Below are 21332 nucleotides of genomic sequence, written 5' to 3' on the forward strand. Positions count from 1 at the left end.
TATCGGGACCGTCGGCCGATCCGCCGATGCGGACCCGCGTCGCGCGGTCGCGGTCGGGTGGTCAGAGTGCCGTGAGGCGCGCGGCGCGGACCTCGGGACGCTGCCGGGGGCAGCTGACGCACTTGGCTCGCGCCGCGGCGTCCGGGTCACCGGGGGCGGCGACCACAGGGCTTCGGTAGATCAGGCAGCACGAGGAACGTCGAACCACCCGGCGGCGCCCGGGTGGTACGGGCGCCGAGGTGTCCGCGTCGGTGCAGTCCCGGCCGACGTCGACGAATCGCGGCACCGGCAACGGCTCCCCGATTCGCGTCGCCAGACCGGACGCGAGGGCGGCGCTACCCGCATTCAGGCAGCGGTTGGCGAGCGAGTCGGACGCAACCGCCCACAGCGCCCGAGGGGTGGCTCCGCTCAGCGTCGCCAGCGGATCGACGATCGCGGCGAGGGTGTCGCGGAGTGCGTCCGCGATGTCGTCGACGTCCCGCAGGCGGCCGGCGGACCGGAAGTCGAGGAGGCGACCGTCGGGCGCGATCTCGACGGTGGCCTCGTCCAGGTCGGTGTTCGGCGCCGTGCCGGTTGTCAGCAGGTCGCCGATTCCGGTGACGACCACCGAACTCGCCGAGTACCACCACAGGGTTGCGGCGACGCGGTCGTCGTCGAGACGCCAGTACCGGGCGGTGTCGGCGACGCGCTGCGCGAGCCACGCCGGTTGGGCCAGAACCGCGCCCGGGGACGAGGTCACAGCGGCGATTCGAGCCAGGCGTGCTCGATCCCGATCCATCCGCCGACAAGAGAGAACGTCCCGAGGACCCACAGGGTCAGGACGACGATCACCGCGGTCGCGAGCGCCGCGAGCCCCTTGACGACGATCGACTGCCGCGCGAACCAGTCCATGAAGCGGTCGTACTTCTCCTTGGCGAAACGCAACAGTCGGTGCGCCCAGGCGAACTCGGACGCGAGGATGCCGAGTCCGGCGAAGACGATCAGCCAACCGGGGCCTGGGTACGGGATGGCGAGGATGCCGACGGCGAGGACGGCGGCGCCGATCACACCGACCGCGATGCGGTAGCCGAGGTTCAGCACGGGATTCGACGCGATCCGTCGGCGCGCCCGCATCCACATGCTCTCGTCCCGCGTCTGCTCCGTCACCGGACCCACGGTACCGCCGTCGGTGACCGGACTTCCCGGTGACCGCGGGCGGTCACTCGGCGGATTCGAGTCCGGCGCCGAAGTCGAAGTCACCTGCCACCACACGTTCCCGGATCTCGTCCGATCGCTGAATCGCCCGACCCATCTCCTCCGCCATCACGTGTGCCGCGGACTGCCATGCCACGGCCCGCAACCGCTCGAGCTTCGCATCGAAATCCTCCCGGGTGGCGGTCCCCCGATAGAGCCTCCCGGATTCGGCGATCCACCGTCCGACGAACAGTTCGCTCATGTCGCGCAGCCGCGCACGTAGTTCGTTCGAGGCCCAGGCACTCAGTTCCAGAGCGGCCCCGATCGTCCGCAACTCGAGCGCACCGCGCAGTTGGGGAACGCTGGCGCAGTACCAGACTCCGCGTCCGTCGGGGCCCAGTCGCCGTTCGAGATAGCCGACCGAGACGAGGGATCCGACCTGATCCGGGTAGGCGTCGCCGAGCAGGTCCGCGAGTTCACCCTCGTCGAGCGTGCGTGCCGACGTTGCGAGCCACGCGGCTCCTGCGATCTCCGGTCCCAGCAGGTCGGCCACGTCGCTGGTCGACTCTCCCGATTCGCCCAGGACCTCGCGGATGGTCTGCAGTCTCAGTCCACGCGACTGCAGGGCTCCGATCGACCGCAGTCGCTCGAGATGCAGCCTGTCGTACACCGCCTGTCCGGCCCTACGGGAGGGGCGTGGGAGCAACCCTTCGGACTGGTAGTAGCGAATCGTCCGCGCCGGCACGTCTGCTGCTCGCGCGAGTTCCGCGAGGGAGTACGCCGATGCGCCGGGGCCGTCCACTGTCATGTCGGTCATGAAAGCACCACTGTGCTGCCAGTGTCACATGACATGCGTCATTCAGAACTGTTTGACGGTGCTGAGTGACCACTATTACTGTCCAATTACAGTTGTTACTGTCCCACCCGGATCGGCGCTCCGACCAACCGGGAGCCGTCACGAACTCACCGTCGTCGGCACACCCGGGCGAAGACCGATGCACACCCTCCCTCATCCGACTTCGCACCAGTGCACGTCGGGGCACGAATTGGATAGCAATGAACCTCACTGACAATCTGCGGAGCACCGCCGGCCTGCACCCCGACCGCGTCGCGGTCAAGATGGACGATGCGCAGCTCACCTTCGCGCAGTTCGCCGGGCTCGCCTCCAAGGTCGCCGGCTGGCTGCGCGAACTCGGGGTCGAGCCGGGCGACCGGGTCGCGCTGTCGCTGCCGAACATCCTGCACATGCCCGTCCTCTACTACGGCGTGCTGTGGGCAGGTGGTGTCGTCGTCCCGACCAACCCTCTGTACAAGAGCCGCGAGTTCTCCCATGTCCTGCGGGACTCCGACGCCAAGGTGTTCTTCGCGTGGAACGCCGTCGACGAGGAGGCGGGCAAGGGTGCCGCCGAGGCCGGGGTCACCTACGTCTCGGTCGACCCGGCATCGTTCCTCACCGAACTCGGTACCTACGCGGCCGTCGAGGGTGTCGACCGCGCGGCCGACGACACCGCGGTGATCCTGTACACCTCCGGGACCACCGGAGCCCCGAAGGGCGCCGAGCTGACTCACGCGAACATGATGCGCAATGCGGAGATCTCCGCGAGCGACGCCATCGCGGGCCTGTCGGCCGGCGACGTCGTCTTCGGTGGCCTGCCCCTGTTCCACGTGTTCGGGCAGACCACGATGATGAATGCCGCCGTGCTCGCCGGCGCCACCCTGACCCTGCTCCCCCGATTCGATCCCGCGAAGGCACTCGAGGTGATCGCCCGCGACAAGGTGACGCAGATGGGTGGCGTACCGACCATGTACGTCGCGCTCTCGCAGTTCCCCGGTCGCGCGGACTACGACACTTCCAGCCTGCGGCGTTGCGTGTCCGGCGGGTCCGCCCTCCCGGTCGAGGTGCTCGGCGCGTTCGAGGAGGCGTACAACGCCCCGATCCTGGAGGGCTACGGACTCTCGGAGACTTCACCGGTGGCGGCGTTCAACCATGCCGACCGCGAACGCAAGGCAGGATCCGTCGGCCAGCCCATCGACGGCGTCGAGCTCAAGCTGATCGACGCCGAGTGGAACGAGGTTCCGGACGGCGAGGACGGCGAGATCGCGATCAGCGGCCACAACGTGATGAAGGGCTACTTCGGGAACCCCGAGGCCACGGCCTCGGCGATCCGCGACGGCTGGTTCCGAACCGGTGACATCGGCCGCCGCGACGAGGACGGCTACTACTACATCGTCGACCGCGCCAAGGACATGATCATTCGCGGTGGATACAACATCTATCCCCGCGAGATCGAAGAGGTGCTGTACGCGCACCCGGCCGTCGGCAGCGTCGCCGTCGTCGGCGTTCCGCACGAGACACACGGCGAAGAGGTTGCCGCCGTGGTCATCCCGAAGCCCGGTCGGACTCTGACCGAGGACGAGGTTCGCGAGTTCGCGAAGGAACGGGTCGCGGCATACAAGTACCCGCGCGTCGTGCGGATCGTGTCGGAGCTGCCCCTGGGCCCCACCGGCAAGATCCTCAAGCGCGAGATCGTCGTCGACTGATCCGCTGACACCTGCCGCGAAGCCCCGGTCACCCTTGGTGGCCGGGGCTTCGTGCCGGCGCGAGCGGTGTGCGTGCTGTCGGGTTGTGGCGCGGCGGTGGTCGGGATGTTGTCGTGCCCTGGTCGCCGGATTCGATTCGGTACGACCCGTGTGTCGGCTCGTCGGCGGGTGGGTCAAGTGTGCGTGGTCCCGCCACATCACGCTCGTCGAGTGCCGTGCGCGGCATCACCGTGTACCGCGCCACCGGCACACACGTGCCGGCATCCGGACCGTGCCGCAATCGGAAGCTCCACGTACTCCCCGTCCGAGCGGAGGACGTGCACGTGCGACCGCCCCGCCACCACCCCGACCGGCTCGGCGCCGAGCAGGTGGGCCAGTACATACGTCGCACTCAGGCTCGTCACGTCCCGGATCACCCCGAGCGGAAGCAACGATCCTGTCTCGGCGATGATCTCCTTCTCCCCTGCCCGCAGCACCGCCCGCACCTGCGGTGCCGCGGCCTGCGCCGCCAGCGACACGGCGATGTTGTCGCGATCGTCCGAGCTCACCGCAGCCAACGCGATCGCCCTCCGCACGCCGACCCGCTCGAGCAGCGCGCGGTCCGTGCCGTCGCCGACGACGGCGGGAATGCCGTCGTCGCGCATCGCGTGCAGATTGCGCGCATGCGGATCCCGCTCGACGCCGACCACCGGCACACCGAGTTCCCGCAACTCCCTGCACAGCCGCAGTCCGACCTGCCCGAGCCCGACGACCACAACGTGCCCGGATCTCGGCAGTGCCCGTGACCCCCACACGGCGGTCAGCCGGGGACCGATCAGGCGATCGACGACGCCCGCGGTGAACATGGCGGTGAACACGATCGTGGCGAGCATGGCCATCGACGCGAGAATCGCGTAGACCGGATCGCCGTCGATCTCGCCGGCGGGGCCGACCGTGGTCACCACCCGAACCGCTTCGCCGAACGACTCGACGGCTCCGTGTCCGGCGCCGATCACGAGCCACGTCCAGTCCGCGACCAGGACGGTCGCGAGACCGAGCAGCCCGGTCAGGAGGATCCGCACTCCGACCTCGTGGGACCCGAACACCCTCGCGAGACCGTGAGCGGCCGCGCGCCAGCCCTTCCGGCGGCGGCCTTGCACGGGGACCTCGTCCACTGTTCCGGACACCGAGCGCACCCCGCGGATCCCGGACCCGCTGCGGGTGACCGCAACGAGATTCCAGTCCAGACACGGGCCCGCCAATGAGGGTGCGGCGAGGTCGGCGGGACTGGTCACCGTGCAGTGCGGGAGGAAGCGGGCGAGCTGGTCGCCGATTGTCCGGTCGAACACCGTCACGACCATCGCGACACCCGGCTGAATGTTCGCCACGGCCAGCGCATAGCGCAGGGCGACCACGTCGTCGTCGAACAGCACCGCCACACCGCAGGCCGGTGCCTCGGCCAGCATCGCCACGAGCTCGTCTTCGTCGGGACACGCGAGGTGGCGCACCGGCTCATCACGCTCGGCGAGCGAGGAGCACAGCCTGCGCGCCACGGTGGTGTCGCCGATCACCACGAACGATTCCGTTTCCATCGGCCCATCCCTCGTCCGGTCCGATTCCCGATGAGCCAAGCGCACCATGCGGCGATCCGACACGCACGCCGAAACCGATTGCGAGTGGCCATCATCCACCGGCAGCTCGGGGTGTGACTCGCGCCTCGCCCCTCCGGCTGACGTGATCCGGACCGCGTGGCGAACTGCACGTCGAGACGGCCACGACGACAATCGGGCAGTGGGGGCAGTGGGTCCGACAGTCCGAAGGGAATCTCACAGGCCTGAGCAAGGCCAATCGGGCAGCGGCGGACGGCACGACCGGTGACCACGTCGACGTCGCCGTCGAGTCGGACGCCCGAACCCCTCAGGGTGACCGAACCCGCGGACTTCCTGACCGCGGACCCCTCCGCAGAATCGGCCTACCGCGATCTGACCGTCAGCCGGCGGCGGCAACTCGTCCGGCACATCGACGGCGCGAAGAGGCCGGAGACGCGCGGCAGACGGATCACCGAGACGGTCGAAGAGCTGTCGCGGCGATCCGAGTGACGTCCTAGTACTGTCCGCTCGCCAACCGTTCGGCGACGTGCCGGGTGAAGATCTGCACCCGATCGGCCAGCCACAACAGCTGCCGGGTTCCCGGTTCGAGAGGGTCGGCGTGCGTCGGGTGACTCGACGCCTCGAGGAGGTGCCCGCGTTCGATGGCGTGGACCACCTTCCCGAAGCAGACGTCCTCGGTGTGCGGGCGATCGACGGTCGTGATGCTCATTCCGCGCAGCGTGTGCTCGGTCAGTTGTCGACGCCACCGCGGGGCGTCGACTCGGGTGTTCGGGCACGCCCTGTTCAGCTCCGCCTCCGCGGCCGCGCACAACACCGCGGCCGGGCACATCGCGCAGAACTCCCGTTCGCTCAGCCGGTCCAGGCCCCTCGCGAGGAAGGCCCTCGTCTGTTCCGCAAGCTGGGTGTTCGCGTCGACGATCGACACGAACTCGGCACGCGGACCCGCGGGATCGTACTCACCCTGGTGCAACGCCATACGAGATTGTCGTCGCGCCGCCGCGTGACCGTCAACCGCGCACGGTCCTGACGTGGGCACCGACTGGGGATCCCGTGCAAGGAGGGCACGAGTACCGCACTACGCGACTTCTCCACGAGAGCGGGCGCACGGGCCGCGAAACGACGAAAGCCCCCTCGGTGGAGGGGGCTTTCGTGTTGTGGTCCCGGCTGGGATCGAACCAGCGACCTTCCGCGTGTGAAGCGGACGCTCTCCCACTGAGCCACGGGACCGTGCACTTTTCCGCCCGGCGCGGGTGAATCACCTGCGGCCGAACGAGGAGAAACCTAGCACGCCGACGTCCCGCGGGAAAAACCACCAGGTCAACACACAAACCTCGACTCCGGCACGCACGCGACGCCGTCCGCAGGCCGCGATGCCCTGTCGCGACCACCCTGGCGTCACCGATCCTCCCCTGCCCCGTCCACCCCACCTGCCACATCCGTTCACTTCGCGGCCTCGGCCCACGATGACCAGGCGATTTGGCCGCACCTGCACCGTCGGCTACTGTTCATCTCGCAGCACGGAGGCAGCAACGCCGCCGAGCAGCGTGCGGATGTAGCGCAGCTGGTAGCGCATCACCTTGCCAAGGTGAGGGTCGCGGGTTCGAATCCCGTCATCCGCTCTAGAGGTTGGAACTCGACCTTACGGTGGAGTGGCCGAGTGGTGAGGCAACGGCCTGCAAAGCCGTGCACACGGGTTCGATTCCCGTCTCCACCTCTGTTGCAGATGGTTTTCTGCACGATGGACCTGCGCGATTAGCTCAGCGGGAGAGCGCTTCCCTGACACGGAAGAGGTCACTGGTTCAATCCCAGTATCGCGCACCACGAACACGACGAGGGCCCCGGATCTTGCGGGGCCCTCGTCGTGTTTTCTGCCGTGGCCGGCTCCGCATCCGACGCGACCCGATTCGGCCGGCCCACCCCCGGCGCATCCTGCAGGTGCGGCCGAGCCTTCACCGTCCTCCGGGGCCGACGCCGCGGTCTCGCACCCCCGCCACCCCGAGCCGGACCGAGGCACGCACATCATTCGAGGTCAGGGCGCGAATTGTGTTTTCGACGGCGGGTCCGCTAATGTTCCTTCTCGCAGCACGGAGGCAGCAACGCCCCCGAGCAGCGTGCGGATGTAGCGCAGCTGGTAGCGCATCACCTTGCCAAGGTGAGGGTCGCGGGTTCGAATCCCGTCATCCGCTCGAGAGGTTGGAGAACAACCTACGGTGGAGTGGCCGAGTGGTGAGGCAACGGCCTGCAAAGCCGTGCACACGGGTTCGATTCCCGTCTCCACCTCCGCAAGAACAACTGCATGATCCTGCGCGATTAGCTCAGCGGGAGAGCGCTTCCCTGACACGGAAGAGGTCACTGGTTCAATCCCAGTATCGCGCACCAGCCGAAGGGCCCCCGGGAAACCGGGGGCCCTTCGCGCACGCTTTGTCGCGATCGCGAGAAGCGATCGGGTGTGTACTGAACACGTACCGTCCAACTGGAGAAGAGGTCCGAGATGGCGACCGAACCTGCAGCACCGGATCCGTCGCTCGGCCTCCACGCCGCGCGGGTTCTCGCCGGCACCGTCGCGGTCACCGCCGACCTCGCCCTCGCCGCCGGCCGAACCACCGTCCGGGCCGTCTCCCGACTCCCCCGCCCCGCGCCACTCGACGCGAGTGTCCGGGCCCTCACCGAGCGTGGTGATGCAGCCCTCGATGCGGTGGCCGATGCCGCGCGGGTGGTCCTTCGGGCCGTGATCCGGGAGGTACTCGTCGCGTTCCTTTCCGAGGCGGATCTGACCCGGATCGTGAAGGAGAACGTGGACCTGGACGAGCTGGCGAAGGGCATCGACGTGGACGCCGTCGTGGCGCGCGCCGACCTCGAACGCATAGTCGGCCGCCTCGACCTCGACGCGATCGTCGACACGGTCGACCTCGATCGCGCCGTCCGCCGTGTCGCCCTGGACGCGGTCGTCGACAGGGTGGACCTCGACCGGGCAGTGGCCCGCGTCGACCTCGACAGCGCGGTACGGCGCGTGGACGTCGACGCGATCGCCGCCCGCCTGGACATCGACGCGGTGATCGACCGCATCGACCTGGTCGGGCTGGCGGATCAGGTCATCGAGGGCGTCGATCTACCCGAGATCATCCGCGAATCCACCGGTTCACTGTCCGAGGAAGCCGTCCGCGGCGTCCGCAGCCAGGGTATGCACGCCGACGACGCCGTCGCGGGATTCGTCGGCCGGCTGTTCGGCCGCGACCAGCCCGCCAACGGCACCGACGAGTCGGGTGACCGGTGACGGCGGGTCATGGGCTTCCCGAGCGTCGACCCGCCGGAATCGTCACCCGTGGTGTCGCCGCCGGCATCGACCTCGGCGTCGTACTGGGCATTCTCGGTGGCGCGTACCTGGGACTGCTGCTCACCCGTCTACTGCTGTCGCCGCAGAGCTTCTCCTTCCCCGATCCGGGCCCCCTGTGGTCGATCGCGTCCTGGTTGGGCATGTCGATCGTGTACCTCACCGGCTGCTGGGCGACGACCGGGCGCACCGTCGGCTCGCTCGCGATGGGTGTGCGGGTGACAAACAGGAGACATCAGCGGGTTCGGTGGGCAGTCGCGCTTCCGCGCGCCATCGCGTGCGTCTTCTTCCCTGTGGGGCTGCTGTGGGTGGTGCTCGACCCGAACCGACGGTCCCTGCAGGACATCGTCCTCCGCACCGAGGTCGTCTACGACTGGCGTCAGGACCTGGACGTCGTCACGGCCTGAGCGGCGCCGCCGGGGTCACGGCCTCGGCGACGCCACAACGGTCACGACCGAGCGGCTCCCGCGGTCGCTCGGTGGGCGGCGATCAGGTTCCGGTACCAGTGGTACGAGTCCTTCGGTGTGCGCTGCAGTGTCTCGTAGTCGACGTGGACGAGTCCGAACCGTTCCTGGTATCCCGCAGCCCATTCGAAGTTGTCGAGAATCGACCACACGAAGTAGCCGCGCACGTCGACCCCGTTGTCGACGGCTTCCTTCAACGCGTGCAGGTGTGCGCGGTGGTAGTCGATCCGGAGCCGGTCACGCACTCTGCCCTCGGCGTCGGGCGCCGGATCGTGGTAGGACGCACCGGATTCGGTGATGTACAGCGGCGGCAGGGCGTCGCCGTAGCGGTCGGCGAAGGTCTGCACGATCTCGCGCAGCCCGTCCGGCACGACCGGCCACCCGAAGTCGGTACGAGGGTAGCCCTCGAGAGCGACCGGTTGGAAGGGCATTCCCGGCGGCAGGTCCACTTCGAGGACGCCGGTACTGCCCTCGTCGGAGGTCGGCGCGGCGATCACCGTCGGCTCGTAGTAGTTGATCCCGAACCAGTCGAGCGGCTCGGCAATCGTCTTCAGGTCGTCGTCGACCGGTCCCTGCAGGATCGCGGCGAGCTCGGGTGCGGAGTAGCTGCCACGCAGAATCGGGTCCGCGAACGTCCAGTTGACGATGTGGTCGTAGATCTCGGCGGCCTCGACGTCTGCCTCGGCGTCGCTCGCGGCATGGACGGGGGCGTGGTTGGAGGCGATGCCGATGTCGGTGCAGCCCGCGGATCGCAACGCCTGCACCGCAAGTCCGTGCCCGAGGAGTTGGTGGTGCGCTGCCTGCAGTGCACCGAAACCGAGCGCCTGTCCGGGCGCGTGGACGCCGAGCGCGTGACCGTAGAGCGTGTGCACGACCGGCTCGTTCAACGGCATCCACATCCGAACCCGGTCCCCGAGGCGTCGGCCGACGATCGCCGCGTAATCGGCGAGCCGAGCGGCGGTCTCGCGGTTCAGCCAGCCTCCTGCGTCTTGCAGCGTCTGCGGCAGATCCCAGTGGAACAACGTGACAGCGGGGGCGATCCCTGCCTCGCACAGTTCGTCGATCAGCCGGTCGTAGAAGTCGAGTCCGGCGTCGTTGACGGCGCCGCTGCCGGTCGGCTGCACCCGCGACCACGACACCGAGAGCCGGTAGGCGTCGACGCCGAGCTCACGCATGAGTGCGACGTCCTCGGGGTAGCGGTGGTAGTGATCCGTAGCGGTCGCGCCGGTTTCTCCGCGTGCGATCACTCCCGGTCGCGAGCAGAATTCGTCCCAGATGGACGAGCCTCGTCCGTCGACGTCCACCGCGCCCTCGATCTGATACGCGGCAGCGGCCACACCCCACAGGAAGCCGGGCGGAAACTGGGGTTCGGTGTTCGTCATGAGGCGAGTGTCGCCGTTTCCTGGACGCACGTCCAGTGTGATGCTTGAATTTCCGAACACGCCCCAGCAGGCCCGGCGAAAGTACCGACACAGGACATGACCGAACCCACTCCCGCCACACGCACCGCCCGCGTGGCCACTGCGACGGCATTCGCACTGCAGGGCTTCTTCCTTGCCGTGCTGCTGACCCAGCTCCCACAGATCAAGGACAAGTTCGGCTTCTCCGACACCACGATCGTGATCGCCGTGGTGACCGTGTCACTGGTCGCAGGGGTCGGCAGTGTCCTCGCCGAGTTCGTCGCCACTCGAACCTCCAGTCGGACGACGCTGCGGATCGGGCTGGCCGTCGTCGCGGTGGCGGGCACGGGCATCGCGCTCGCCCAGGGGACCGTCGCCTTCTTCGCCGGTTTCGCGGTGTACGGGATCGGGCTCGGCATGATCGATGCCGCCGCGAACATGCAGGGTGTGGCCGTACAGCACCGATACGGGCGGTCGATCCTGTCGTCGTTCCACGCCGTGTGGAGCGTCGGCGCAATCGTCGGAGCGCTCTTCGTCTCCCTCTGCGCCGGGCTGGACGTCGGCCTCACGGTCACGGTCCTTATCGCGGCCGCGGTGGTCGCCGCCGGAACGATCGCGCTCGGGCCGCGACTGCTCGTCACGGGTCACGAGCGTGTCATCGCGCCGACGGCGCCGCTGGCGGTTCCTCTGCGGCCGTTCCTCGCACTCGGTGCCGCGATGGCGTTGTTCTTCGCGATCGACTTCAGCGTCGGCAACTGGTCCGCGCTCTACCTCACGGACATGCTCCTCGCGAGCACCAGCACCGCCGCGCTCGCAGTCGCCGCGTATCAGGGCGCCGGACTCGTCTCCCGCCTCACCGGCGACATGTGGGTTCGCAGGTACGGCGAGATCGCCGTGGTCCGGGTCGGCGCGGCGATCGGCGCCGCGGGAATGCTCGTCGTCGTCACGGCCACGGGACCGGCGATGGCGATCGCCGGGTTCCTCGTCGTCGGACTGGGCGCCCCCATCGTCGCGCCGCTGTGCTTCAGTGCCGCGGGGCGTCTGACGCCGCCCGAGCAGACCGACGCCGTCATCGCGCGACTGAACCTGTTCAACTACGCCGGCACCGTCGTCGGCGGCGGCATCGTCGGTGCGGTGGCAGCGGTGTCGAACCTGCGTGTGGGCTTCCTGGTGCCGTTGGTGTTCGCGGTCGTACTGATCTTCCTGGCTCCGGCGTTCCGTCCACACGTCACCGCAGCAGCCGAGGCACCGGATTCCGCCGACCGCACGGCGTGATGGTTGACTGGCCCCATGCCGAACTGGGGCTGGTTCATCGTGGTGCTGATACTCGTGGACCTCGCGGTCCTGACGACGTGGCTGCTGACGCGGCGCTCGCGTTCGATCGATCGGCGGCCGTCGCCACACGCCCTCGTGGCGAACCTCGATCTCGACACCCGCGACCGCATCGAACGACTGGTGGCCGACCACAAGAAGGTGCACGCCATCACCCTGCTGCGTGAGCGCACCGGCCTCGACCTCGCAGGCGCGAAGGCCGCCATCGACGCGGTCGAGCGCGGCGAGTGGGTACCCACAGCAGGCAACCCGCCGGCCGAGTGGCGCGACATCGAGCCGACGCTGCGGGACCTCAAGGCCGAGGGCCATCAGGGACGAGCCGCGAAGATCCTCCGCGACCGCACCGGCATGGACCTGCGGGAAGCGAAGGAACTGGTGGATCGCCTGTGACCGTCACCGTCGCCGTGGCCGACCCGTCCGACGCGGCCGAACTCGCCGCCGTCGCGGCCGTCACCTTCCCCCTGGCCTGCCCGCCGTCCGTTACCGACGACGACGTGGCCGAGTTCCTCGCCACCGTACTGTCCGAGGACAACTTCACCTCCTACCTCGCGGCGGCCGACCGGACGGTGCTCAAGGCCGTCGGTGACGGCGCCGTCGTCGGATACGCGATGCTCGTCGACGGTGTCGCCGATGACGCCGACGTGCGCGCGGCCGTGACGGTGCTGCCCACGGTCGAGCTGAGCAAGCTGTACGTCCTGCCTGATCATCACGGCGAGGGCGTCTCGCATCTGCTGATGGATGCAGCGATCGCGCGCGCACGCACGAACGGCGCCGCCGGCCTCTGGCTCGGCGTCAACCAGGAGAACGTCCGGGCCCAGCGCTTCTACGCCAAGCAGGGCTTCGCGAAGGCCGGGACCAAGCGGTTCCGGGTCGGCGGGCAGCTGCACCACGACTTCGTCATGGAGCGACGGCTCTGATCGCGGCGCCGAGCTACCGGCGCGCCAACTTCGGGTGTGCGCGACCCGCCATCAGCGGCAGGTCCAGGTAGGACTTGATTCCGGGCTCGGCGCGGCAGACGTACGGGACGGAATTGACCAGGTGGTTCGCGGTCGCCACGATGCCGGGATTCGGATCGCCCGCCTTCTCGATCGCGTCCGAGTTGAATCCGGTGAACGTCACGAGTGAGCTGGGCGTGCCCTCGATCTCGACCTCGTAGCGTTCGCCCGCGAGGCCGAGCGTCCACGGCGGGTCGAGGTTCTCCTCCCCCATCAGCCAGTTCACGGCGACCCGCGCCACGGAGCTGCCGTCGATCACCGCATCCCACTGGAATCGCTGCCCCGCAACGCATCCCGGTTCGATGACGCCGAGGGGACTGTCGATGGGCGCCGTCGCGACGGCGATCTCGTGGCCGGTGCGGATCTCGGCCTCGGGATCGAACCCCATACCGTCCAGGATCAGCCGGAGCGACTGCGTGAACCCGCCGGTGAGCAGGCCCAGCATGGGCCCGTCCTTCGCCTCCTGCACCGACCCACCGAACCGCATGATCCACCGCAGCACGTCCGGTGCCGCGTATCCGCGTAGATCGGAGAACTCCTCCGCGCGCACGAACGTCACCGCCGACGTCATCGCGGACAACGCCAGCGGGAACAGGTCGGTGATGCCGCCGGGGTCGATTCCGGTGCCGTGCAGGGTGACCCCGGCGTCGACGGCGGTCGTCTCCAGGGCCGCGTCCCGTTCCGAGGGCCGGAACCAGCCGAGCGGGGTGACGACGTTCTTGCCCGATGCGAGCAGTGCCGCGACGACCTTCTTGTCCGCGACGAGCGGGGTGTAGATCACGCAGTCCGCATCGAGAGCGAGGAGTTCGTCGACGCTCGACGTGGCGTGGACGCCGATCGGATCGGTTCCTGCGAGCTCACCGATGTCGCGGCCGTGCTTGTCGTCGGAGTGCACCCAGCACCCCACGAGGTCGATCTCGGGGTGCAGCAACGCCGCTCGCACTGCCGCCGTCCCGACCCCACCCGTCGCCCACTGCACCACACGAAACGTCATGGCGCCGATGGTAGGTGGGGCCGTGCCCCGATGTGCGCTTTCCGGCTACGCCGGAACCTCGAAGCGGGAGAGCGCGAGCAGACGCGAGGTGGCGCGCAGGTACTTCTTCTTGTAGCCACCCGCGAGCATCTCCGGAGTGAAGATCTCGTCGAGCTTCGCGCCGGACACCGTCACCGGGATGCTGGCGTCGTAGAGGCGGTCCGCGAGGACGACCAGACGCAGCGCCACCGACTGGTCCTCGGCGGCATGCACACCGTCGAGGAAGACGGCACTGACGTCCTGGATCAGCTTGTTGTAGCGCGACGGGTGCAGCGTGCTCAGGTGCACGCACAGCTCGTCGAAGTCGTCGAGGGTGGCACCCGGGGTGGACTCGGCGCGCTCACGCAGCTCGGCCGACGAGATGGGCTCGGGCGCGGGCGGGAGGTCGCGGTGTCGGTAGTCGGGGCCGTCGACGCGGATCGTCTCGAAAATCGAACCGAGCTTCTTGATCTCGCGCAGGAAGTCCTGTGCGGCGAAACGACCCTCGCCCAGCTGACCCGGCAGTGTGTTCGACGTCGCGACGATGGACACGCCCCGCGCGGACAGCTCGGTCAGCAGTCGCGACACGAGCATGGTGTCGCCCGGGTCGTCGAGTTCGAACTCGTCGATGCAGAGCACGCTGTGCGAGGACAGCTGCTCGACGGCGTTGTTGAAGCCGAGCGCGCCGACCACGTGGGTGAGCTCGACGAAGGTGCCGAACGCCTTCGGGCTCGGCGAGCTGTGGAAGATCGACGCGAGCAGGTGGGTCTTGCCGACGCCGAATCCGCCGTCGAGGTAGAGGCCGGCACCGGTCGACGGCGCCTTCTTGCCGAACAGTCCGCGGCGTCCACCGGACCGGATCTTGGCGACCTTGCCCGCGAACTCCTCGGCCTTGTGTACGGCAGCAGCCTGGCTCGGTTCGTTCGGATCGGGAATGTAGGAGGCGAAACTCACCTCGTCGAACATGGCGGGCGGGACCATCTGTGCAACCAATTGGTCGGCGTGGACCACGGGATTGCGGTCGACAAGGCGCTGCGGCATGTAAACAGCGTATCTACGTGCTGTTATCGACAGTATGCGCCCCATCGATAATGAGGGATTCCTCACAACAGCTCACAGCCCGCTAACCGACGACGAGATTCGCGAGTGGTACGCCTACCCAACGGATCCCGGGTCGCCGTGGGTCCGGACGAACTTCGTCTCCAGCATCGACGGGGCGGTCACCGCCGAGGGTACCTCCGGGGCGCTCGGCACGCCCGCGGATCGGCGCGTCTTCACCATCCTGCGAGAACTCGCCGACGTCGTGGTCGTGGGCGCGGCCACCGCACGGTCCGAGGACTACGGCGGCGCAAGGCCCGACGCCGCAGCCAGGGAACGTCGGGTCGGCCGCGGGCAGGCTCCGGTACCACCGATCGCCGTCGTCACCGCGAGCGCCCGGATCGACCCCGGCAGCAGGCTCCTCACGGACACCGACGTCGCTCCGATGGTGATCACGGGACGGGCCGCGCCGGCGGATCGGGTGCGTGCACTGGAGGCGGCGGGCGCGGATGTGGTGACCGTCGACGCGGAGGCGGTCCCCACCGCGGCGCTACTGACCGTACTCGCCGATCGGGGGCTCGCGCGAGTGCTCTGTGAAGGCGGACCCAGCCTGTTCGGCCAGCTGCTGGACGACGACGCCGTCGACGAACTGTGTCTGACGACGTCCCCGGTGCTCGTCGCGGGCGGCGCCGGACGGATCGCGTCGTCCCCGTCGTCGTCACCACGGCCGATGCGCAGGGCGCACGTTCTCGCCGACGACGACGGGACGATCCTGACCCGCTGGGTGCGGGAGCGACCTGGCAGGCTGTGACGCATGCGCACTCTGGGGTTGGCGGCTGTGGTCATCGCGCTGTGCACCGCCTGCGGTGCGGGGCCGAGCGTCCGGCCCGACGTCGCGATCGTCGAGCAGCCGGGCAACGCCCCGACCTCCACGTCGGGCGAAGTCCCGGACGTCGCACCCGAGCTGCCCGTACCGGTTCACGACCTGGCATGGCGGGACTGCACCGCCGAGACGGTGGAGACGCTCGGGTTGCCGCCGGGCCCGGGCGGGCTGGTGCTCGACTGCGCCGACCTCGTCGCTCCCGTCGACCCCGGGCAGCCGTCCCACGGCACGTTCGACGTCGGCGTGCTACGCGCCCGACTGCCGCAGACCCCCGCCGACGCGGCACCCCTGGTCCTCACCACCGGCGCCGACCGGGCGTCGACCGAGACCCTGGCCGCGCTCGCGACGGGGCCGGCGAGCACCCTGCTGGCCACGCGGCCGGTGGTGGCGGTGGACCGTCGCGGGATCGGGACGTCGACGGCGATCGAGTGCGCCGACGGGACCACCACGATGCCCAGGCAGGCGATGATCGACCTCGGGCAGTTCACCCGGCCTCCGGCCCGTGGCGGCGACGCCGCGGACACCGTGCTGGCGCTCGGCCGGGACGCGACGACGACCTGCACGGATTTCCTGCAGCCCCACGAACTGTCCTTCGACGCCCCCCACGCCGCGGAGGATCTGGACGCGTTGCGCGTCGCCTGGGGGGTCGACCGGATCGGGCTGATCGCCGCGGGCAGCGGTGTCGACGTCGCGCTGGCGTACGCGACCGCGCATCCCACGTCGCTGGCTCGACTGGTTCTCGACTCCCCGTCGGTGGTGCGTACCGATGCCGCGACGACAGCCGAAGCCGTGGTCCGTGGCCGGCAGGCCGCGCTCGCATCGTACGCCCGGCAGTGCGCGGCGCTGCAGTGCTCGTTGGGGCCGGATCCACTCGGCGCGATCACGGATCTGGTGGACCGGGCCAGGCGCAGCGAACTCGGCTCCGTGTCGTCGAACGCCGTGCTCCTCGCGATCACCGACTTCGTCGGCTCACCCCGAGGCGACGTGCAGGCCGGGATCCGGGAGTTCTCGGATGTCCTCGCCTCCGCCGCGGCAGGCGACACGGGCCCGTTGCAGGGCCGTGTCGACAGCGCGGTCGCCGCGACCCGGAGCGACGGTCAGTTCGTCGCACGCTGCTCGGACGGCCACCAGTGGCCCACACCTGGACGGGTCCGCGAGCTGATGGCCGACTGGGGTGAGCGGTACCCGGTGTTCGGGCCGGAGGGGGCACTGGAACTGCTGCTCTGCGCGTCCTGGCCGACCACGGCACAGGCGCCCGCTCCGGGGACCGCGACGGTGGCCACCATGGCGGTGGCAGGCGCGGCGGACCCGGTCAGCGGCGACGGCGCCGGATCTGCCACGGGTGTGCTCGCCGCCGTCGGCACGCCGACGGCGACGGTCGCCTGGCTGGGGTCGGGGCATCCGGCGCTCACCCATTCCGACTGCGTGCAACTCGCCGTCGTCGGGTACGCGGCCTCCGCCGTCCTCCCACCCGACGGCGGCGCGTGTCCGGGCTGAGCCCGAAACCCGGTGGAGTCTTCGGGCGGTCACGGCGGCGAGTCGGGTACCGTGCCACGGTGTTCCTTCGACAGCTCGAGCCGCGTACCGCCCGCACCACCGCCGAGGTGGTGAAGTTCGCGCTCTGGCCGCTCGCGATCATGACGGTGCTGCACCGGGTGCTGGTCAAGGCTGTGAACGGGGCACGCACCGACGACTTCACGCCCGTCTACAACGCCGCGCTGGAGTTCCTGAACCGCCGCCCGGTGTACACGGCGAACTTCAACTGGGTGGACCCCCACTACCTCTATCCGCCGAGCGGCACCCTCCTGATGGCGCCCATCGCGATCATCGACCCCGAGCGGTCACGGTGGCTGTTCATCCTCGGCAACGCGGTCGCAGTGATCATCGCCGGATACCTGCTGCTGAAGATGTTCGGGCTGGCGCTCGACTCCGTCGCCGCCCCGATCCTGCTGCTCGGCATGTTCGCCAGCGAGACCGTCACCAACACGCTCGTCTACACGAACATCAACGGTGTCGTGCTGCTCGGCGAGATCGCGTTCCTCTACCTGCTGCTCAAGCGACGGGACGCCTGGGCGGGCGTCGCGATCGGCCTGACCTTCGCGGTGAAACCGATCCTCGCACCCCTGCTGTTGCTGCCGCTCGTGACCAAGCAGTGGAAGGTGTTCGTCACCGCCTTCGGCATCCCGCTGATCCTCACCGCGGTCGCCTGGCCCCTGGCCGTGGACCCGATGGAGTTCGTGCACCACACGCTGCCGTACCTCATGGAATCGCGCGACTACTTCAACTCCGCCATCGTCGGAAACGGCGCCTACTACGGGCTGCCCGGGTGGCTGGTCCTGATCCTGCGCGCGGCGTTCGGTGTCGTTGTGCTGGTGTCGTTGTGGTTGCTGTACCGGTACTACCGCGAAGACCGGCTGTTCTTCTTCTGCACCACGTCCGGAGTGCTGCTGTGCGGATCGTTCCTGCTCGGCTCGCTCGGGCAGATGTACTACTCGATGATGCTGCTGCCGCTGCTGATGACCGTGGTGCTCCGCAACTCGGTGATGCGAAACTGGCCGGCGTGGCTCGCGGTGTACGGATTCATGTCGCTCGACAGCTGGCTCTCGGGCCGCTTCCCGGCGACCGGCCGCGCCGCCGAGTACATGAAGACGACCCTCGGGTGGAGCCTGCTGCTGCTGGTGATCTGCGCCGTCCTCGTCGTCCGTTACCTGACCGCGAAGCGGGAGGGCCGCCTCGATCAGGGGATCGACCCGGTGTTCGACGAGCGCGAACGGGAGACCGTTCCCGTCGCATCGTGAGTAGCGTGGTCACATGACTTCCGATGCAGGCCGCAAGCCCGGGTTCGAGCTGACCGACGCGCAGTGGCGCGAGAAGCTGACGCCGGAGGAGTACGCGGTGCTCCGGCAGGCGGGGACGGAACGTCCCTTCGTCGGCGAGTACACCGACACGAAGACCAGGGGCGAGTACCACTGCAGGGCGTGCGACGCCCTGCTGTTCACCTCGACCGAGAAGTTCGAGTCGCACTGCGGGTGGCCGTCGTTCTTCGATCCCGCAGACTCGGACGCGGTGATCCTGCGTCCGGACGAATCGCTCGGGATGCGCCGGGTCGAGGTGCTGTGCGCGAACTGTCACAGCCACCTCGGTCACGTCTTCGAAGGCGAGGGCTACCCGACCCCGACTGACCAGCGGTACTGCATCAACTCGATCTCGCTTCGCCTGACGCCGACCGCGTAGCCGCCTTCGCGCTGCACGACCGCCTGCGGGCGGGGACGATCGGTTCATGACCAGTGGAGCGACGTCGCGCAAGTCCAAGGTGTCCATCATCGGCGCCGGCAGCGTCGGTACCGCCGTCGCCTACGCGTGTCTGATCCGCGGGTCGGCGGGCGCCCTCGCCCTGTACGACACCAACGCGGGTAAGGTCCGTGCCGAGGTGCTGGACCTCAATCACGGCACCCAGTTCGCCCCCGCGTGCCGGATCGACGGTTCCGACGACCTCGCGGTGACCGCGGATTCCGACCTGATCGTGGTCACCGCGGGTGTCAAGCAACGCCCGGGTCAGTCGCGGCTCGACCTCGCGGCGGCGAACGTCGAACTGGCCCAGGCCCTGACACCGGCCCTGCTCGACCTCTCCCCGGGCGCGGTGGTCGTGTTCGTCAGCAACCCCGTCGACATCGTCACCTACGCGGCTGCACGAGCCGCCGGCGAGGACGCGGCGCCCCGCATCTTCGGCTCCGGCACCGTCCTCGACTCGGGCCGCCTGCGCTTCCTCGTCGCGGAACGCGTCGGAGTGGCCGTCGAGAACGTCCACGCCCTCGTCGTCGGTGAACACGGCGACTCCGAGATCGCGCTGTGGTCGAGCACGACGATCGGCGGCGTGCCCGCGCTGGCCTACGACCTCGGCGACGGCCCGGTGTTCGACGACGCCGTTCGCGCCGAACTGGCGTCCGAGGTGATGCGCAGCGCCTACGAGATCATCTCCGGAAAGGGCGCGACCAACCTGGCGATCGGCCTGTCCACGGCGCGGATCGTCGAGGCCGTCCTCCGCGACCAGCACCGGGTGCTGCCGGTCTCCAGTCTGCAGACGGGCGCCAACGGCATCGAGGGTGTGTGCCTGTCGCTGCCGACGATCGTCGACGGACGCGGCGCCACCCGGGTGCTCGAGGTGCCACTGTCCGCCGACGAGGAGCAGGGGTTGCACGCATCGGCGCGAGCGCTCCTGGACGTGCAGCGCGCGCTCGGCCTGTGACGCCGAGCGCGCCCCGACGTCAGCCCGTGTACATCTCCCCGATCAGGTTCTTCGCGACCGTGGAGGCCGGATCGTGCCCGTTCGCACCGGGCGCGAGGTTCGCCCACACGATCAGCGTGACCCCGTTCTCGGGGTCCGAGCCCATGAACGAGTTGTAGCCGGGTAGCTCTCCCGTGTGCCCGTACATCGGACCCATCTTCGCTATGCCCCAGCCGTAGCCGGCGGCCTCGGGATTGGACGGGTCGGTGGGCGTGATGCTCTTCATCCGCTGCGCCTGCATGTCGGCGTCGAGTGCCTTGCCGCCGGCGAGCGCCTCCGCCCACGTGGCGAGATCCTCGGCCGTGGAGATGCCGCCACCCGCGGACCACGTCCACGACGGGTTGTTGTTGGTGACGTCGGTCGGCATCAGGGTGCCGTCCGTGGCGGCGGTCTGCATGTCGGCGGGTAGCGCCGGATCGGTGAGGGTCAGCATGTTGGTTCCGAAGAAGTACCCGTGCGAGTACGGATCCGGGAGCGAGGTATCCGTGGCCTCGGGGAACGACGAGTTGGTCAGCCCCGCGGGACCGATGATGCGGTCGCGGTAGATCTCCCCGAGAGGCTTGCCGTCGAGCTGTTCCGCGACGAGTCCCAACAGGACGTAGTTGGTGTTCGAGTAGTGGTAGCCCTGCCCGGGCGGGAAGTACGGCGGCTGCGCGAGCCCGATGGCGAGGAGCTCCTCCGGTGTCCAGACGCGCTCCGGCTGGTTGTCGAGCGCCTCGTTGACCTCGGGAGTCTCGCTGTAGTTGTAGAGCCCGGAGCGCATGTCCAGGACCTGCGCGACGGTGATGTTCTCGCCGTTCGGGACGTCGGGCCGGTACTTGGACACCGGGTCGGTGACCGCGATCTTCCCCTCCTGCGCGAGTTGCAGGATGACGGTCGCGGTCCAGGTCTTGGTGTTGGAGCCGATGCGGATGTGGTCACCCGACGCCACCGGATCGCCGCCGTCACGCTCGGTGGTCCCGTAGGTGGCGGTCACCGTCCCGGACGGGGTACGCAACAGCGCGAACGCCCCCGGGTACAGGAACTCCTTCGCGCCGTCCGCCAGCGCGGCCTCGAGACCGGCCTGATCGACGGGCTTCACCGAACCGGCGCCCGAGGTCGTCGACGTCCCGGTGGTGGAGCCGGAGGTCGTGGAAGTGGCGTCCGAGGACGCGTCGTCGGAGTCCGAGCAGGCGCCGACGAACAGGGTCAGCGTCAGCACAACGCCCGCAACCCGCAGCAGTCGTCCAGGTACCGCATGACGGTTCATGGACTTTCACGCTACGCGGGATCAGCCACCGATGTGAGGT

General features: G+C 69.1%; 21 protein-coding genes and 7 tRNA genes. 18 read left to right on the forward strand and 10 right to left on the reverse strand.

Annotated elements, in window-relative coordinates:
- Positions 1-61 precede the first annotated feature (61 nt).
- From ACFSJG_RS17335 to ACFSJG_RS17345, 3 genes are all read right to left on the reverse strand, one after another.
- On the reverse strand, positions 62-739 hold the full coding sequence (locus ACFSJG_RS17335; protein WP_378486493.1) for a hypothetical protein: 678 nt from the start codon (positions 737-739) through the stop codon (positions 62-64).
- The gene (locus ACFSJG_RS17340) at positions 736-1119 is read right to left on the reverse strand and encodes a TIGR02611 family protein (protein ID WP_378486848.1); all 384 of its coding nucleotides are present in this window, start codon (positions 1117-1119) and stop codon (positions 736-738) included. The genes ACFSJG_RS17335 and ACFSJG_RS17340 overlap by 4 nt, the downstream gene beginning before the upstream one ends.
- Before the next feature lie 79 nt (positions 1120-1198).
- Positions 1199-1990 (reverse strand): MerR family transcriptional regulator, encoded by a 792-nt coding sequence (locus tag ACFSJG_RS17345; RefSeq protein ID WP_378486494.1) that lies wholly within the window; start codon positions 1988-1990, stop codon positions 1199-1201.
- 239 nt (positions 1991-2229) lie between these two features.
- On the opposite strand from ACFSJG_RS17345, the gene ACFSJG_RS17350 reads away from it, so the two are divergent.
- Positions 2230-3714: a long-chain-fatty-acid--CoA ligase gene (locus tag ACFSJG_RS17350; protein ID WP_378486495.1), complete on the forward strand. Its 1485-nt coding sequence runs from the start codon at positions 2230-2232 to the stop codon at positions 3712-3714.
- A 197-nt stretch (positions 3715-3911) separates the two neighbouring features.
- Here ACFSJG_RS17350 and ACFSJG_RS17355 read toward each other — a convergent pair whose 3' ends face one another.
- The gene (locus ACFSJG_RS17355; RefSeq protein ID WP_378486496.1) at positions 3912-5285 is read right to left on the reverse strand and encodes an NAD-binding protein; all 1374 of its coding nucleotides are present in this window, start codon (positions 5283-5285) and stop codon (positions 3912-3914) included.
- Between the two features lie 330 nt (positions 5286-5615).
- On the opposite strand from ACFSJG_RS17355, the gene ACFSJG_RS17360 reads away from it, so the two are divergent.
- Complete coding sequence (locus ACFSJG_RS17360) at positions 5616-5792, forward strand: YdeI/OmpD-associated family protein (protein WP_378486497.1); 177 nt, start codon at positions 5616-5618, stop codon at positions 5790-5792.
- Between the two features lie 4 nt (positions 5793-5796).
- On the opposite strand, the gene ACFSJG_RS17365 is transcribed toward ACFSJG_RS17360, so the two are convergent.
- Both ACFSJG_RS17365 and ACFSJG_RS17370 read right to left on the reverse strand, forming a co-directional pair.
- Positions 5797-6279 carry a hypothetical protein gene (locus tag ACFSJG_RS17365; RefSeq protein WP_378486498.1) on the reverse strand — a complete coding sequence of 161 codons (483 nt, stop codon included), beginning with the start codon at positions 6277-6279 and terminating at the stop codon, positions 5797-5799.
- A gap of 179 nt (positions 6280-6458) precedes the next feature.
- Positions 6459-6530 (reverse strand) — tRNA-Val (locus ACFSJG_RS17370).
- Between the two features lie 319 nt (positions 6531-6849).
- Here ACFSJG_RS17370 and ACFSJG_RS17375 point away from each other — a divergent pair.
- From ACFSJG_RS17375 to ACFSJG_RS17410, 8 genes are all read left to right on the forward strand, one after another.
- A tRNA-Gly gene (locus ACFSJG_RS17375) sits at positions 6850-6922 on the forward strand.
- 24 nt (positions 6923-6946) lie between these two features.
- A tRNA-Cys gene (locus ACFSJG_RS17380) sits at positions 6947-7017 on the forward strand.
- Between the two features lie 32 nt (positions 7018-7049).
- A tRNA-Val gene (locus ACFSJG_RS17385) sits at positions 7050-7124 on the forward strand.
- 292 nt (positions 7125-7416) lie between these two features.
- Positions 7417-7489: transfer RNA gene (locus ACFSJG_RS17390), tRNA-Gly, on the forward strand.
- A 23-nt stretch (positions 7490-7512) separates the two neighbouring features.
- A tRNA-Cys gene (locus tag ACFSJG_RS17395) sits at positions 7513-7583 on the forward strand.
- 24 nt (positions 7584-7607) lie between these two features.
- Positions 7608-7682, forward strand: a tRNA-Val gene (locus tag ACFSJG_RS17400).
- A gap of 112 nt (positions 7683-7794) precedes the next feature.
- Complete coding sequence (locus tag ACFSJG_RS17405; RefSeq protein WP_378486499.1) at positions 7795-8577, forward strand: hypothetical protein; 783 nt, start codon at positions 7795-7797, stop codon at positions 8575-8577.
- The gene (locus tag ACFSJG_RS17410; protein ID WP_378486500.1) at positions 8574-9041 is read left to right on the forward strand and encodes an RDD family protein; all 468 of its coding nucleotides are present in this window, start codon (positions 8574-8576) and stop codon (positions 9039-9041) included. The genes ACFSJG_RS17405 and ACFSJG_RS17410 overlap by 4 nt, the downstream gene beginning before the upstream one ends.
- A gap of 41 nt (positions 9042-9082) precedes the next feature.
- Here ACFSJG_RS17410 and ACFSJG_RS17415 read toward each other — a convergent pair whose 3' ends face one another.
- Entirely contained in the window at positions 9083-10480 is a 1398-nt protein-coding gene (locus ACFSJG_RS17415) for a GH1 family beta-glucosidase (protein ID WP_378486501.1), read from the reverse strand.
- Between the two features lie 96 nt (positions 10481-10576).
- On the opposite strand from ACFSJG_RS17415, the gene ACFSJG_RS17420 reads away from it, so the two are divergent.
- From ACFSJG_RS17420 to ACFSJG_RS17430, 3 genes are read left to right on the forward strand one after another with little or no spacing between them, the layout of a single operon-like run.
- A complete protein-coding gene (locus ACFSJG_RS17420; RefSeq protein ID WP_378486502.1) occupies positions 10577-11773 on the forward strand; it encodes an MFS transporter in 1197 nt (398 codons plus the stop codon).
- Between the two features lie 15 nt (positions 11774-11788).
- Entirely contained in the window at positions 11789-12220 is a 432-nt protein-coding gene (locus ACFSJG_RS17425) for a hypothetical protein (RefSeq protein WP_378486503.1), read from the forward strand.
- A complete protein-coding gene (locus ACFSJG_RS17430) occupies positions 12217-12747 on the forward strand; it encodes a GNAT family N-acetyltransferase (RefSeq protein WP_378486504.1) in 531 nt (176 codons plus the stop codon). The genes ACFSJG_RS17425 and ACFSJG_RS17430 overlap by 4 nt, the downstream gene beginning before the upstream one ends.
- 13 nt (positions 12748-12760) lie before the next feature.
- On the opposite strand, the gene ACFSJG_RS17435 is transcribed toward ACFSJG_RS17430, so the two are convergent.
- The gene (locus ACFSJG_RS17435; protein ID WP_378486505.1) at positions 12761-13819 is read right to left on the reverse strand and encodes an NAD(P)H-dependent amine dehydrogenase family protein; all 1059 of its coding nucleotides are present in this window, start codon (positions 13817-13819) and stop codon (positions 12761-12763) included.
- A gap of 45 nt (positions 13820-13864) precedes the next feature.
- Positions 13865-14878, reverse strand: coding sequence for a cell division protein ZapE (gene zapE, locus ACFSJG_RS17440; RefSeq protein ID WP_378486506.1), 1014 nt, complete (start codon positions 14876-14878; stop codon positions 13865-13867).
- A 34-nt stretch (positions 14879-14912) separates the two neighbouring features.
- On the opposite strand from zapE, the gene ACFSJG_RS17445 reads away from it, so the two are divergent.
- Genes ACFSJG_RS17445 through ACFSJG_RS17465 form a run of 5 tightly spaced genes read left to right on the forward strand, consistent with a single transcriptional unit; the run spans position 14913 to position 20004 of the window.
- Entirely contained in the window at positions 14913-15686 is a 774-nt protein-coding gene (locus ACFSJG_RS17445) for a pyrimidine reductase family protein (RefSeq protein WP_378486507.1), read from the forward strand.
- A gap of 3 nt (positions 15687-15689) precedes the next feature.
- Positions 15690-17255 (forward strand): alpha/beta hydrolase, encoded by a 1566-nt coding sequence (locus ACFSJG_RS17450; protein ID WP_378486508.1) that lies wholly within the window; start codon positions 15690-15692, stop codon positions 17253-17255.
- Positions 17256-17314: 59 nt separating this feature from the next.
- A complete protein-coding gene (locus ACFSJG_RS17455) occupies positions 17315-18556 on the forward strand; it encodes a glycosyltransferase family 87 protein (RefSeq protein ID WP_378486509.1) in 1242 nt (413 codons plus the stop codon).
- Between the two features lie 13 nt (positions 18557-18569).
- Positions 18570-18992: a peptide-methionine (R)-S-oxide reductase MsrB gene (gene msrB, locus ACFSJG_RS17460; protein ID WP_378486510.1), complete on the forward strand. Its 423-nt coding sequence runs from the start codon at positions 18570-18572 to the stop codon at positions 18990-18992.
- Positions 18993-19038: 46 nt separating this feature from the next.
- Positions 19039-20004, forward strand: a complete 966-nt coding sequence (locus tag ACFSJG_RS17465; RefSeq protein ID WP_378486511.1) for an L-lactate dehydrogenase — start codon at positions 19039-19041, stop codon at positions 20002-20004.
- A gap of 19 nt (positions 20005-20023) precedes the next feature.
- Here ACFSJG_RS17465 and ACFSJG_RS17470 read toward each other — a convergent pair whose 3' ends face one another.
- Positions 20024-21292, reverse strand: coding sequence for a serine hydrolase domain-containing protein (locus ACFSJG_RS17470; RefSeq protein ID WP_378486512.1), 1269 nt, complete (start codon positions 21290-21292; stop codon positions 20024-20026).
- Positions 21293-21332: the final 40 nt, after the last annotated feature.

This window comes from Rhodococcus gannanensis (assembly GCF_042681175.1).
Taxonomy (GTDB): domain Bacteria; phylum Actinomycetota; class Actinomycetes; order Mycobacteriales; family Mycobacteriaceae; genus Rhodococcus_G; species Rhodococcus_G gannanensis.